Origin of the sequence: Myxococcus sp. CA005, assembly GCF_006518205.1 — a bacterium.
In the GTDB taxonomy this organism is placed as follows: Bacteria; Myxococcota; Myxococcia; order Myxococcales; family Myxococcaceae; genus Myxococcus; species Myxococcus xanthus.
Window position 1 is genome coordinate 47,442 of the sequence record NZ_SRLV01000018.1, and the last position, 13,160, is coordinate 60,601.

The 13,160-nt window shown below is 66.0% G+C and carries 10 protein-coding genes; 5 read left to right on the plus strand and 5 right to left on the minus strand.

The window, feature by feature from the left end; translation table 11 throughout:
- Positions 1 to 112: 112 nt before the first annotated feature.
- Positions 113 to 2,050, minus strand: coding sequence for a helicase (locus FMQ63_RS10690; protein WP_043612761.1), 1,938 nt, complete (start codon positions 2,048 to 2,050; stop codon positions 113 to 115).
- A 357-nt stretch (positions 2,051 to 2,407) separates the two neighbouring features.
- On the opposite strand from FMQ63_RS10690, the gene FMQ63_RS10695 reads away from it, so the two are divergent.
- On the plus strand, positions 2,408 to 2,926 hold the full coding sequence (locus FMQ63_RS10695; RefSeq protein ID WP_020478246.1) for a hypothetical protein: 519 nt from the start codon (positions 2,408 to 2,410) through the stop codon (positions 2,924 to 2,926).
- Positions 2,927 to 3,007: 81 nt separating this feature from the next.
- Here FMQ63_RS10695 and FMQ63_RS10700 read toward each other — a convergent pair whose 3' ends face one another.
- From FMQ63_RS10700 to FMQ63_RS10710, 4 genes are read right to left on the minus strand one after another with little or no spacing between them, the layout of a single operon-like run.
- Positions 3,008 to 4,354 (minus strand): PD-(D/E)XK nuclease family protein, encoded by a 1,347-nt coding sequence (locus FMQ63_RS10700; RefSeq protein ID WP_011551326.1) that lies wholly within the window; start codon positions 4,352 to 4,354, stop codon positions 3,008 to 3,010.
- Between the two features lie 5 nt (positions 4,355 to 4,359).
- Positions 4,360 to 5,283 carry a site-specific DNA-methyltransferase gene (locus FMQ63_RS10705; RefSeq protein ID WP_225909768.1) on the minus strand — a complete coding sequence of 308 codons (924 nt, stop codon included), beginning with the start codon at positions 5,281 to 5,283 and terminating at the stop codon, positions 4,360 to 4,362.
- Positions 5,280 to 5,594 carry a site-specific DNA-methyltransferase gene (locus FMQ63_RS37850; protein ID WP_225909769.1) on the minus strand — a complete coding sequence of 105 codons (315 nt, stop codon included), beginning with the start codon at positions 5,592 to 5,594 and terminating at the stop codon, positions 5,280 to 5,282. Before FMQ63_RS37850 ends, FMQ63_RS10705 begins: the two co-directional genes overlap by 4 nt.
- Positions 5,595 to 5,627: 33 nt before the next feature.
- Positions 5,628 to 7,988: a virulence-associated E family protein gene (locus FMQ63_RS10710; RefSeq protein ID WP_228556403.1), complete on the minus strand. Its 2,361-nt coding sequence runs from the start codon at positions 7,986 to 7,988 to the stop codon at positions 5,628 to 5,630.
- Between the two features lie 689 nt (positions 7,989 to 8,677).
- Here FMQ63_RS10710 and FMQ63_RS10715 point away from each other — a divergent pair.
- The 4 genes from FMQ63_RS10715 (at position 8,678) to FMQ63_RS10730 (ending at position 13,146) form a co-directional block, all read left to right on the plus strand.
- The gene (locus FMQ63_RS10715) at positions 8,678 to 9,391 is read left to right on the plus strand and encodes a sigma-70 family RNA polymerase sigma factor (protein ID WP_020478245.1); all 714 of its coding nucleotides are present in this window, start codon (positions 8,678 to 8,680) and stop codon (positions 9,389 to 9,391) included.
- A 569-nt stretch (positions 9,392 to 9,960) separates the two neighbouring features.
- Entirely contained in the window at positions 9,961 to 10,383 is a 423-nt protein-coding gene (locus FMQ63_RS10720) for a hypothetical protein (RefSeq protein ID WP_216608725.1), read from the plus strand.
- Positions 10,376 to 11,791, plus strand: a complete 1,416-nt coding sequence (locus tag FMQ63_RS10725; protein WP_011551331.1) for a terminase family protein — start codon at positions 10,376 to 10,378, stop codon at positions 11,789 to 11,791. Before FMQ63_RS10720 ends, FMQ63_RS10725 begins: the two co-directional genes overlap by 8 nt.
- 26 nt (positions 11,792 to 11,817) lie before the next feature.
- Positions 11,818 to 13,146, plus strand: coding sequence for a phage portal protein (locus tag FMQ63_RS10730; RefSeq protein ID WP_020478244.1), 1,329 nt, complete (start codon positions 11,818 to 11,820; stop codon positions 13,144 to 13,146).
- Positions 13,147 to 13,160 lie beyond the last annotated feature (14 nt).

The window sequence follows — 13,160 nt, forward strand, 5'->3', positions numbered from 1 at the left end:
AGGGGGGCGCCCTTCTGCGTACAAACTTCTTACGGCACCAATTGTTGGTACTACAGCGCGGATTCTTGTCGACGCGCCGCCAGCAGCACTAACGGAGCCTGTATCCCAAATCCTACTGCTGACTAGAACTGGCACCTTTGTCGTAGCTTGCAAGACATATCTTCTGCGGCGTGCCCTCCGTCTGTTCGATGAACCGGGCGAAATCGCGGGCCTTCTGGAAGGCTCCGACTAGCTCGTCGGTATGCTGGTACAGCTCGACCTCAACTTCGTCGGCGAGCTGTCCCTGTCGGTGGCACCGGCCGATTGCCTGTTCCCACGCAGCGCCGTCGGCCGGTGGATTCACGAACAGCATTCGCGAGAACATCGTCAGGTTCTTGCCCGTCCCGTGGGCACGAAGTGAAGCGACGATGGACCGCTTCCCACTCTCCCGGATGATGGTCGCCGACGCTTCCGGGCCGCCGCCGTAGAAAGGCACGCCCGCCGCCTTCGCGATGCGCTGGCCAAGCTCCGGGAACTCAACCCAGACGATTCCCGGCTGCCCCTTGCGTAGCGCCCACTTCGCCGCGTCACGCACAATGAAGTCGGAGAGCCACACGGCTTCCGTGACGTGGACGACGTGCTTGTGCATCTCCGCCCACGAGGGCCACGACATCGCGCGCCAAGTCGGCAGTTCCCCGTCGTAGGGCGGGGACTGGTGAGCGCGAATCGCGGCGCGCACCAGGAGCCCCGGGGAGTCGAGATGCTCGGCGGGGCGCTTGAGGCGCTCGCGTAGCTCCCGGTTGAACTCCTGCCGACGCGCGAACCACCGAACGATCAGCTCGGGGTCCTGCGGAACGCCCTGGACGTCGGGGTACCGCCAGCGGTGGAAGAAGCCGCTCGCGAGCTGCCGCGCACAGACGACGCGTTGCAGCTCGTCGACGAACTCTTCGCCGTCGGGGCGCTGGCCGCCGAGCGCAGTCTGAATGTGGGCGAGCAGTTCGTCGGGGACCTTGCCCGGGTCGCGCGTGCGAATGACGAGCGACATGCCGACGGCGCTTTCGTCCGTGGCTACGACACCCGGCGTTGCGTTGCGCCACCGACGATAGGCATCACGCACGCGTCGGCGCTCACGGTCGGTTTCGTTCTCCCCTTCAAGTGGGGCAAGCGGATGTGCCGAGTCAACGAGCTGGAGAAGCGTGCCCGGAGGGGCCACGGTAGTCCCAGGGTCGAGCGCCGAGGCCCATTCCTCGACGACGTGCTGCTTCAACGGTAGCGGGCTGCCGTCACGCAGCGCGTACTCCGCGAGGTGGGCGTAGTCCTTAACCGTTCTTGTCGCCAGCGTGCCCGACTGAGCTACGAGGCGCGTTTCGGGGTGCTGCTCCAGGTAGCGAAGGAATCGGCCAGTGCGGGCGCTCTTCCGGTCCTTCAGCTTGTGCGCTTCGTCGCAGATGATGAGGTCGGGCCGGATGCGCGTCAGGAGGTCAGTGCCTTCCTGGGTCGAAAACTTCTCGTAGGTGATGACGTGGAGGACGGGCAAGCCAGGTCGGAACCACCTGCCGCCCGCGAGGTTGGGCAAGCGCCAGTGCCCGCCGTAGAAGTGCCAGTCGACCTCGATGAGCTGGGCTCGAAGGTTGGACGGCAGGAGTAGGACGGCGACCTTGCACCCGGGCACGACGAGCGGCAGCAGGAGGTCGACCAACGTCTTCCCGTGCCCCACGCCGATGGGAAAGAGCCCGCCACCCGTGCGCGCGGCTTCCAAGAGGGCGAGGCGCTGAATGGGGAGCAACGCGGACGGGCATCGCTTCCCAAGCGTCCCGCAAGTGCAACGCGTGTCGGCAGGGGCGCGCAGCGCGGCTTCCAGCGCGACGAAGTCGGCATCGCCGTATGTGCTCGCGAGGTCGCGGCGCGGAAGGCTGAGCACCCGTGCAAGGTCTGGCGACCAGCCCACGGGCTGCCCCTTCGCGATAGTCAAACGGTCGCCAGCGAGCTTCGCGAGAGCTGTCGGCGCATCGGTGGCTGGGTGCTCGGCGAAAGTCGCCGAGCCCGGGTGGAGCCGGTGGAGAAGACGCATACTTGGATCGACTGCAATCGCTCGAATGATGGCTGGGGCTTCCTGGGTAGGTGGTTTGGTTACAGCCCCCCCCCCCGAGAGCCGACTGGTCAAGCCGTAACTGCCCGTTAAGAAGCCGACTGTGTAGGGAGCCTGTACGCAGGGCTTACTGGAGGACTCTCGTCTCCTTTAATATTCAGCCCTGGGATTGGAAGATTTGAATGAGACGGTCGGCTCTCTGGGCTCGAACCCGAAGAGTCCCAAACACTCAAAGGAACCGGCGTTGATTAGGATGGAATGCCGGTCCCTCGACTTCGACGTCGAAGGACCTGGTCGAATCGATGGGGGTTTTCAGTATTATTGGGTTGTGGAGGTCATATGGAGAGCGCAGAGGACGTATCGGAACTCAAGAAGGAGATGTTTGCTTGGCATGGCGGCGCTATGTACGCAGCACAACTCTTAGAGGCTGAGTTGGTTACGCTCCATCTCATACTGAAGAGATTTCAGGTGAATGAGGTGACTGTGCAGGAGCTTGATGCACTTGACGAGCAACTCTCACGTCGGACTCTCGGGCAGTTGGTTGGGGCGCTTGATAAACAGCCAGATCCAGCACCGAAGCTTGCGGAGAAACTGCGTGAGTATCTGCATATGCGGAATGACTTGGCGCATGCGTTTTTTAGGCGACATGATTGGTCGATTATGACGTCGCGTGGCATTGGTGTGATGATTGATGAGCTGCGGGTGGTGCATGAAAAACTGCGTGAAGCAGACGCGCTTGCCACTGAGGTGTCTGTTGAGTTTCGACGGAGGATGGGTGTGTCTGAGGCGGAGTTGCAGACGTTGGTTGCCGAAGAGATTGCTCGGCGCATGAGTTCTGAGACTGGTGTGGATGAGTAGTGGATTGCGAGTGTCGTGCCTTGGGTGGGAAATCCTGAGGCATTGGCATGGGAAACATTACTTGCGATAGCGCCAGGGGAGCTAGCGAAGACCTCGAACGACCACGTCGAACGCCGGTTCGAGCGCCTCGACGATGACCTGCATCAGCTCCGACTGGGAGACCCCGAGCGCGACGTAGCTGCCGGGGGCGGGCAGCTCGGCGCGCGCCGCCATGGCCAGCGCCCCGCGCCACTTGCCGAACCCGAGCGCCGAGTCGGAGCCCGCGAAGCGCACGTCGTCGACGCCGCCCGCTTCGGCCACCTTGCGATGCATGGTGTCGACGTAGCTCGTAAGCGACTCAGGCGTCGGTCCGTCGATGGTCGTCGGGATGCAGTCGACGAAGAGCACGCGAAGCGCGCTCGGAGGCGACGGGGCCGCGTCGGTGGGCTGCTCGGACTCGGCCGCCTTGCGAGGGCGACCGCGACGCTTCGGCGCGGGCTGCTCAGTGGCCTGGGCGACCTCCGGAGCCGTCTGCACAGGCGTAGGTGTGGGCGCGTCCGGGGGAAGAACGGCGGGCGGCTCCGGGGCATCGCGCTCAACCGCGGCAACGGTAAGTGGAGTGGATTCGGAAGCCTTGTTGAGCAGCTTGTCACGCAGGGACATCGTCTTGTTCTCTCCTGTGAGGCACTTCGCCATGAACGGACATCCGCCATACTTGCCGCAGGGGGGGCCGTAGTTCGCGGGCACGTCGGAAGCGCGGGCGGCTTGCGCGTGCTCTTTCATCGCTTCGACCTGGGGCTCGACCTTTGTCTGCCACTCGCGCTCGACGTGCTCGGCGGGCACCGTTGCGACGACGGACGCGGCAAGGCGCTGTCCCCGGGTCTGGTAGTAGAGGTGTTCAAGCTCCAGCGTGCGTAGCCCCGGGAAGCGCTCAACCTGGCTGAGTGCCCACGCGCCATAGCCGACCATCTGCAAGCCGGGTTCGGTGTCGGCGTCGGCGAGCTGTTCAGCGCTCGCGGCATTCGTCGCGACGTTGCTGGTGAACTTGTGGTCGGTGATGCGAAGGGCGCCGTCAGAGGCGAGCCGTCGAGCGTCTACGAGGTCGATGAATCCGGTGAAGGGGATGCCGCCAGCCATCAGCGGCGGTTCACCGTTCAGGGGCTGTTCGACGAGCAGGTCGGGACCGGGCGTGGGCAGAAGATGGGCGCCTGCCCTCGCGAACGTGCCCAGGACGTCTTCACCCGTCACTAGGAAATGTTCAAGCTGGGCGTGTCCTTCGGTGCCGACCTGCTGCGCTCCCGTGCTGGGCTCGGGGACGCGCATGACCTTCTGGAAGAACCATGCGCGCGGGCACAGCTTGTGGCGCTTGAGCTGGGAAACGCTCAGTCGCTGGATGACCCCGGCGATCACCGAGGGGCCGTGCTTGGGGAGGTCGACGGAAGGCGTCACCTTCTCTAAATGCGTGCGGATTTCGGGAGTGGCTCAATCGCATGACACAGACGTGCGTGCGCAATCTCCGCATATGCGGGCTCGCGCTCGATGCCGATGAAATCGAAGCCCTCGGCGAGCGCCGCGACACCTGTCGAGCCGCTACCCGCGAACAGGTCGAGAACCGTCCCGCCCGGGGGCGTGATGAGCCGACAAAGCCAGCGCATCAGCGCGAGCGACTTCACCGTCGGATGGTGGTTGCGCCCGCCTCCTGAGTTCGCCCCCGCGCGTGGCGAGTTCATCCCCGCGCTGCCTTCCTTGCGCCCGCACGCTTCGGCACCCGTGCGGAACGGCAGGTGGGCACAGCCCGTGTCCCGCTCCGTCCTGGTGGGCTTGGCGATGTAGAAGAACCGGCTCGCGCCGCCATTCGTCGCTTGCCCGTCGAGCAGCTCGGCCGCCGATTCGTCGAGCGTGACATTCGCTGGCCAGCGCCCGGATTCGTCGACTCGCTGCTGCGGGCGTCCGGTGCCGTAGACGGCGCTCGTCACCGTGTCAGGCCGCCCAGGGTTACGCGCCTTCGATTCGGCGAGGTCCGTCGGGTCTGCGTGGGGGGTTCGGCACGCGGCGACGTTGAGCGCCCCCGTGCGCCAGCGCTGGACGTTCGCGGCGACAGTGCCCCCGAGGGGCTTTCGGCAGAGAATCCAGTGCTCAGCGGCGGGCTTGAGCGCCGTTCCCCAGCCCTCCCATTCGCGAGCGGCGTCCGTGGCCGGAAGCGTCTCGACTTCCAGGTGAGAGGGCGTGCCCGAGCTGTAGACCTGGTTATCGGAGCGTCGCCCCCGGTTCGCGTACTTCCCCGGGCCGACGACGCGCCGCTGAGCGCCCGCCGCTGCGTCGAGTGCCTTGCTGACGTTGAGGGACTTCGGGAACCCCGTGCCGAATAGGTGCGTCACGACATCGCGAATCTCGAAGCCCGCGTCCTCCAGCGCCGTTGCCGTCCAGTGCGACGTTCGCGGCAGGGCCCAGACGAGCGCGTGTCCCCTGGCTTGAGCACCCGCAGAGCTTCGCGCATCACGCCGGAGAGCCACGCAATCCACGCGTCGCGCCCGCCCTTGTCGCTGTCCCACTCGCGACCCATGAAGCCGATTCCGGCCGGTGGGTCGGTGACAATGGCGTCGACGCTGTCTGGCGCGAGAACCTCGCCCACCCGCGCGGCATCTCCAACGAAGAGCGCCGCACGGTTGGTGAGTAGCTTGTTGTTCATGCACGGTAAATGCGTGCGGGTTTTGCGAGTGACTCACTCATGCGGCGCCGAGCTGCCCGCGATGACCTGGAATGGCGCGCGTCGCTCGCCCCGCTTCTCCGTGGCGGCGTTCCGAAGCTCATCCGGGACGTAGTAGACGAGCGGGCGCTTCCCGTCTCCCATTCGACGCTGGCCCCGGGTGAAGCCCAGCGACTTCAAGGCCGCGCCGATTTCCCGTGAGATCCGGTGGTCAACCTGGGCTGGGTGGAGCGCAAAGGCTTCGATGCCCACATGGAGAAGTGTCACGTCCGAGGGTCGCTTTTCGGGTGGCATCTCCAGAATCCACCGCAGGATGACTTCCTTCCGGCTGTCCCCCACGTTCTCCATGCGCAGCGCGGCCTGCTGCTCGGCCCCTGCCGCCTCCTCGTTGCTCAGCCACCAGTCCTCGCCCTGGTGGAAGCGCACGACGGCTTCGGCCCAGATTTGGTCGCGGTCGCGCTTGAGGGCGTCGGTGTCGATGCGGGAGCACTTCACCGGCCAGAAGCGCCTCTGTCCCGTGGGGTCGCGCAGGTAGTCGTCATCGTTGGTTGTGCCGACGAAGACGCAGCGGCGCGGGGCCTGCACGTTGGAGCGTCCGTAGGGCGGCCGGTAGGTGTCCTCCGTCCGGGTGATGAACGCCTTGAGCGCCTGGTCCTCCGACTTCCGGAAGGTGCTCAGCTCGGCCAGTTCGATGAACCAGAACTGAGAGGCCAGCATGGCGCTGTCCCTGCTGGTGACGTCGATGGGCGCGTCGCTGAAGTGCCGACCTCCCAAGATGCTGAACGCCGTCGACTTCCGCAGGCCCTGGGGCCCCTCCAAAATCATGACCGTGTCGACCTTGCATCCGGGACGCAGGGCACGCGCAACCGCTGAGATGGCGAACTTCGCGCCGACGGCCTGGAGGTATCGAGCATCCCCTTGCGCGCCGAAGTATGTCGCGAGCATCCCGTCGAGGCGTGGCGTTCCATCCCAGACCAGTCCTCCCAGGTAGTCGGCGACCGGGTCATAGCTGTTGCGCTTCGCGACGGCGAGGATCTGCTGCGCGACGACGTGCGCCTTCGGCATCAGCCCAAGCCGCCCGTACTTGCTGAGCTGAATCCAGTTAGCTACCAGGACGTCGAGCGTCTCAATGTCCACGCTGGGGCCGAGGGGGCCGCCCTCCACCTCCAACTTCTTCGTGACTTCGTTGAAACGGAAGACGCCGCGCCACTCGGGCGACTTGCTGAGCACGATGGCGACGTTCGCTTCGCAATTTCGAATCTGCCGTCGGGTGTCCTTCGTGATGTCGAGGAAGAGTTCCTTCATCCACGCGTCGGGGTCGGGAGCGTCCTCCTCGATTCCCGGGCCGTCGCTCGCCGCGGATTCAGGTGCGTGACTGCCCAGGGTTTCCCAAATGGCCGTGTTGTCCGCGAGCCGTGAGGCATCCCGCGCCTTCCTCCGCTCGCGGTGGCGCCGCAGCTTGAGGACGGCCTGCTCGCACAGGTGTTCGGTGCCCTCGCGCCAGTCCGTGGCCGCGAAGGACGCGCGGAACAGCTCGATGACGACGGCCTCGGGCGTGGACAGCGGCAAGACAAAGGCGGCGCATGACATGAGCGTGTTCAGCGTCGTGTCCTGCTCGCCGACGGCAGCCAGGGGCTCACCGGCAAGGGCGCGGCGGACGATGGCGAGGTGCTCGGGCTTGCGGATGCGACGCAAGAGGGCCCGCAGCTCGTACAGGTCGGCGGGTTCCTCGGGCTTCGGGGAAGGCACCGGGGCTGCCACCGTGGGGAGTCCAGCCCGGGACATGGCGAGCAGCGCGTCGACGTCGAGGGGCGCTCCGTCTCCACTGGCCGTGTAGGGCTCCGCACCCACGGGCGCATCTGGCAGGTAGTAGATGCGCGCCAGGTCCTTCGTTGCCGGGTCGGCGGGGAGTCCGAGCATGCGGATTGCGGCCTCGCGCACGGACGGCCACTCGCGCGGGGGCACAGGCCGGGACAACGGCATCACCAGCCGCAGGCAGTAGTCCTCGGGCGGGCGGTTGCTGTGCGTCGAGTGGACGGCGAAGGCGAGTCCATGGCGCTCGACGGCGTCGAGGCACGCGAGCTGCGCCGCCGTCAGGTGGTCCAGGTCGAAGACGGCCACCGTGACGGCGCGCACGTTCTCCGAGCGACGCCGCTCGACGATGTTCACGGGACTCCAGGCGGGGCCATTCTTGGCGGGGCAGCCACGGACGCATGGCGACGTGGGGCACTGACTCCGACGGTGAGTGATGAGTTTCGCTGACAGTTCGGGCCACGACAGCTCAGCGGCTTGGGGGATGTTGTCCTGGGCGGACGCGTAGAAGGCGACCTTCAGCCGAAGGGCGCGCAGGCGCGTGGTGTCGGGCGCGTGGCTCATGCCTGGGTAAATGGGTGCGGATTCTGCGAATGGCTCAGCGAGGAGTGCGACAGGGGCGGGATGCGTGTGGGGTACGTGCATGGCATCCGGTAAATGGGTGCGGATTTTCCGAGTGGCCCACGGAATCGTCAGCCGGGCGTATGCGGCAGGTGGTGCGCGTCGCCACTGGTACATGCGTGCGGATTCCGCGAATGGCTCGGCCGTCGCGGCGAGGCGTCCGGCGTCATGCGGCACTGGAGCGCGTTCCCCCAAATCCTTAGCCTTCTCTATTACCTATCCTCCTTTCTACTACTCCATCTTTTCTAAAGAGAAGAAGGAGAGAGGATAGGAAGAGAGCTTGATTGATGACGGGCGTTGATGCCCTGAGTTGTTTGCGGAAGTCGCACGCATCTACTCGGGACATGCCGACTCGCCTTCGTCGCTGCCTTTCGAGCGTGCGTGAGCCGTTGACGAAATCCACACGCATTTACGCGGGGAACGACTGCGTGCCGATGGAGCGTCGACGCGCAGCCCAACCGCGAGAGCGTAGAGGCGCCGTGGCTGAGACTGTCTGTGAATCGAGCGTAGTCGGCATGCGGCATGCTTCTGTTGGGGCGATGTCTCACGCAGCGATTTGTCGCAGGGGGAGTGCGAAGAAGCATGTTTCACACAGTGAGTATGGCCTTCGGGCGGCTCGGCAATCCGAACTCGTGTCCCGCATCCTGGCGGCCCGCGCGAGCGGCAACGCCGTGCTGGAGCGACGGTTGTCCGCTGAGTTGCTCGACTCCGTGAGGCCCCTCATCCGGTGCATCGTCGGGGCCCTCTTGCCCATCGCGGGCTCGTTGTCGCCTGATGACCTCGCGCAAGTTGCCGCCATGGCGATGCTTCGCGCGGTGTCCAAGTACGACGCCACGAGGGGGCGCCAGTCGTTCGGCCAGGTTGCCTACTTCCGGGCTCGGGCTGCCTGCGAACAGTACGCGCGCTTGCACGGCACCGACGTTCACCTGAGCGACGGCGAGCACAAGCGTCGCACCGTGCGTTCAATCCGTAGCAACGAACGCAACGTCGTCCGCGTCCACCGCATGGACATACCGTCTCATTTCTCGGACGGTGCTTCTGCCGATGACTCGTGGGTCGACGAGTTGGAATCCGCACTCCGCGAGATGTCGTGCCTGGACGCCGACGAAGAGACGCCAGAGGCAAAGTTGCTGGCGGCTGAGCGGCGCGCCCTCGTGTTCGATGCCGTGCGCCGACTGGCCCCTGAACAGCGCGAGCTTGTCTCACGCGTCTTCGGAATCAACCGTCCGGCGCAGTCGGTGCGCTCCGTTGCTGAGGCGTGGAAAGCGCCAAAGAGCCGCATCGACCGGATGCTCGCGCGTGCGTTGGCTGAGCTGCGCGAGGCGCTCGTCAGACAGGACCTGTAACGTGCCCGTCATGCTGGCTTCGCGACGCGCCCCATGTGCCGTGTGCGCCCTGCCCATTGCGCAGGGCGAGGTCATCGCTTACGAGCGTGCCGTTGGCGCTCGTCACATGGCGTGCGCGGACTTGGAAGCCACGCGTCGGCGAAACTCCTATGGCGCCCGTTGCGACCTGTGCGGCGTGCATCTCCTGCGGGGTGAAGGAAGGCTAGCCGTTGTCGAGCGACAGGCACCCGATGGTGGGTGGCGCCGTAGCTGGAATGCGCGGTGTATCGTTGTGCCTGCGTGTGACGCGCGAATTCGTGCCAAGTAATGACGATCACTGGCAGTGAATCTGTGTTTCAGTCGGAGTGAAATGACCTGGGAGGGGCCCCCCGGCTCGGATTTTCTGTCTGCGGCGGAATTCTGGCTTGCTCGGAGCGCCCCCACTTTCAAAAAATTCTGAGAAAAACCGTGGGGTCGATGCGTTTTGTTGAGCGCTCCCCCGAAAAACTTCGCGAAACCGCACGCATTTACCGGGTGTGGCGCGACCAACCAAACTCACTCCTGAGCTTCAACAGCAGATCTGCGAGCACTTGCGCTCGGGCCTCTTCCGTCGAGCGGCTGCGGGCCTCGTAGGCGTCGACGAGCAGACCGTTTCCCGCTGGTTCCACCGGGGCGCGAGCGAGGCGCGCGGGCTCTACCGAGAGTTCTTCGTCGCGGTGAACCGGGCCGAAGCGGAGTTCATGCAGGGGGCGACAGAGACTCTCCAGGCCGCCGCGACGACGAACCCGAAGCACGTCCAGTGGCTCTTGAGCCGCCGCTTCCCGGAGCTGTACGGCCGACGCGACAACGTCGAGGCGAAGAGTCCCGAGGACCAGGCTGCCGACACTGCCGCGCTTCGCGAGCTGCTGATTGACCGGCTCGGGAAGTTCCTCCCGGACGAGCTGCCCGCGTCCGTCCCTGCCGAAGCTGCCCCGTCCGAGCAGTTCGAAGACAAGGGGGCGAGCGATGCGTAGCCTCCTGTCGAAAGGCGCCTGGGGGAAGTTCGCCGAGAGGCTCGCGCCGCACGAGTCCCCCGCGTCCCGGATGGTGCAAACGGCCGGCTCCCGCGCTCAGCTCGCGAAGCTCTTCGGCGGGCTCGACGACAAGGAAGTCGAGCTGCTCGTTTACGACCTCGACTTCTGGGCGCGTCGCGAGCAGTCGCCCCCGGACAAGTTCTCGACGTGCTTCGTCATGGCCGGGCGCGGCTTCGGGAAGACGTGGTGCGGCGCGCGCTGGGTCATCAAAAAGGCGTGGCAGGCGAAGAGCGTCGGGGCCCTCATCGGCCCGACTGCGGCGGACGTGCGCGACACGATGATTCGCGGCGCGTCCGGCATCCTCGCCCTGTCGCCCCCCTGGTTTACCCCCAAGTACGAGCCCAGCAAGCGCCGGGTGACGTGGCCCAACGGCGTCTATGCCATCTGCTACTCGGCGGATAAGCCCGACCGGCTGCGCGGCCCGAATGCCGGGTGGGGCTGGGGGGACGAACCCGCTTCGTGGAAACACGACATGGCGGCCGTCGATCAGCTCCCGCTCGTGTTGCGCATCGGCTCGCGAGAGGACCCGCCGCAGCTTCTGCTCACCGGGACGCCGCGCCCGCTGAAGAAGATTGAAGAGCTGCTCTTCGCCAACGCGGAGACGCAGGAACTCAAGCCGGGCGTGGTGCTTCGAACGGGCTCTTCGCTGAGCAACTTCGCGAACCTGGCGCCGTCGGCCGTGGCGAACATGCGGGCGCTGGCGAACACCCGCTGGGGACAGCAAGAGGTTCTAGGCCGCCTGCTCTTCGACGTGCCCGGGGCAATTTTTGGCTCGGCGAAGTGGGGCCGCGTGGAGGCCGACGCGCACGAGTATGCCCAGCAGTTGGACAGGCGCATCGTCAGCGTGGACCCGAGCCCCACGAGCGAAACCGGCTCGGACGAAACGGGCATCATCGTCCAGGGGTGCAAGTCGAGCGCGCTCTTCGGTGCCGACGGAGTGCCGCTCAAGCGCGTCTCTGTGCTGGCGGACCTGTCGCGCCGAGCGAGCCCCCGTGAGTGGGCGACGACGGCCATCCGGGCCTATCTCGAATGGGGATGTGACGCGCTCGTCGTCGAAGTGAACACGGGCGGGGAGATGGTGGAAACGCTCATCAGCACCGTCGCGGGCGAGATGGGCGTCAGTGTCAACGTGAAGCCGGTGCGGGCGACGAGCGCGAAGAGCAAGCGCGCTGAGCCGGTGTCCGCCCTGGCCGAAGCGGGCCGCGTCGAGTTCGTCGGGACGTTCCCGAAGCTCGAAGCGCAGCTCAGCAAGTTCACCGGCATCAACGGGCGTCGCGACGACAGGGCCGACGCCTTCTGTTGGGGCGTTCATGACTTGGTCTTCGTCGAACAGTTCTTCGCGGTGTGAGGTTCTCCATGGGGATGTTGGACAGGATGCGCGCCGCGTTTCGCGGGAGCAGCAAGCGCAAGGGAACGGGGCTGGAGCTGAGCCGCTGGGCTTCGGCCCCGCCGCGTCGCGAGGTGCCCGCGCTGCTCGCGGCCTACGCCGAGATGCCGTGGCTGGGAACCATCGTCGATACGGTGGGCGATGCCTTCGCGGACGTGACGTGGCGGGCCTTCACCCGGCAGGACCCAACGACGCGGAAGTCGCTGGTCGACGTGTCGCTGCGGCGGGCCTGTGGCGACGTGCGCCGGGAGCGGTTGAAGTCGCTCGTCGAGACGGGGGACGCGGTGGAGCTGCCCGACCATCCGCTGCTGCGGCTGCTGGCGGACCCGAACGACTACATGACGGGCCGCGACTTCGCGAAGCTCTTCTGTCTGCACTATGACTTGACGGGCGAGTTCTTCGCTGTCGTCGAAGAGCTGGCGGGCGTGCCCGTAGGCCTGTGGCCGGTGCCGCCCGATTGCGTCCTCGCGCTGCCGGACCTGAGCAAGCCGAAGTCGGAGCGCACTTACACGGTGGCCGCTGGCGGGCGGACATTCCTCCTGCCTGCGGCGAGCGTCATCTACGTGAAGCGATTGAATCCGGCTGACCCGCTTGGCCGCGGTATCGGCATCGCCTACTCGCTGGGCGACGAAGTCGACACGGACGAGCACGCGGCGCGCTTCACGAAGAACGCCTTCTTCAACAACATGCTTCCGGGCGCCGTCATCGCGATTGAGGGCTTCAACGAGTCGCAGGCCGGGCCCGCGAGGGCCTTCAAAGAGTCGCTCGCGCGTGAGTACGGGGGCCCCGCCAACGCAGGCCGGGTGATGATTACGAGCGGGCGGACGACGTTTGCCCGGCTCGACACGCCCTTCCGCGACATGCAGCTCGTCGACCTGCGCCGCTTCCTCATGGACTTCGTGCGGATGGTGTACCGGGTGCCGCCGGAGATTGTGGGCGACGTGACGAGCAGCAATAAGGCGACCAGCTACGCGGCGCGAGAGCACCTTGCCGAACAGGCGACGAAGCCGCGCGCCGAAGTCTTTCTCGCGTCGATGCAGAAGCACCTGGCACCCCGCTTCGAAGACGACGTGCTTCTCTCCTACGACTCCCCCGTGCCTGCCGACCGTGAGCACCGGCTGCGGGTGATGGGGACGCTCCCGAGCGCCTTCACCTTCGACGAGTGGCGAGTCGAAGCGGGCTTCAAGCCTCACCCGGAGCGGCAAGGTTTCGCGGAGCTGCTTCCGGGTCAGAAGCCCAACGAGCCCGGCGAGACGCCGACGCCCGTCGAAGGCAGCTCGGCGGAAGCGCATGCCGAGGCGACGAAGGACGGCTGAGCCATTCGCAGAAG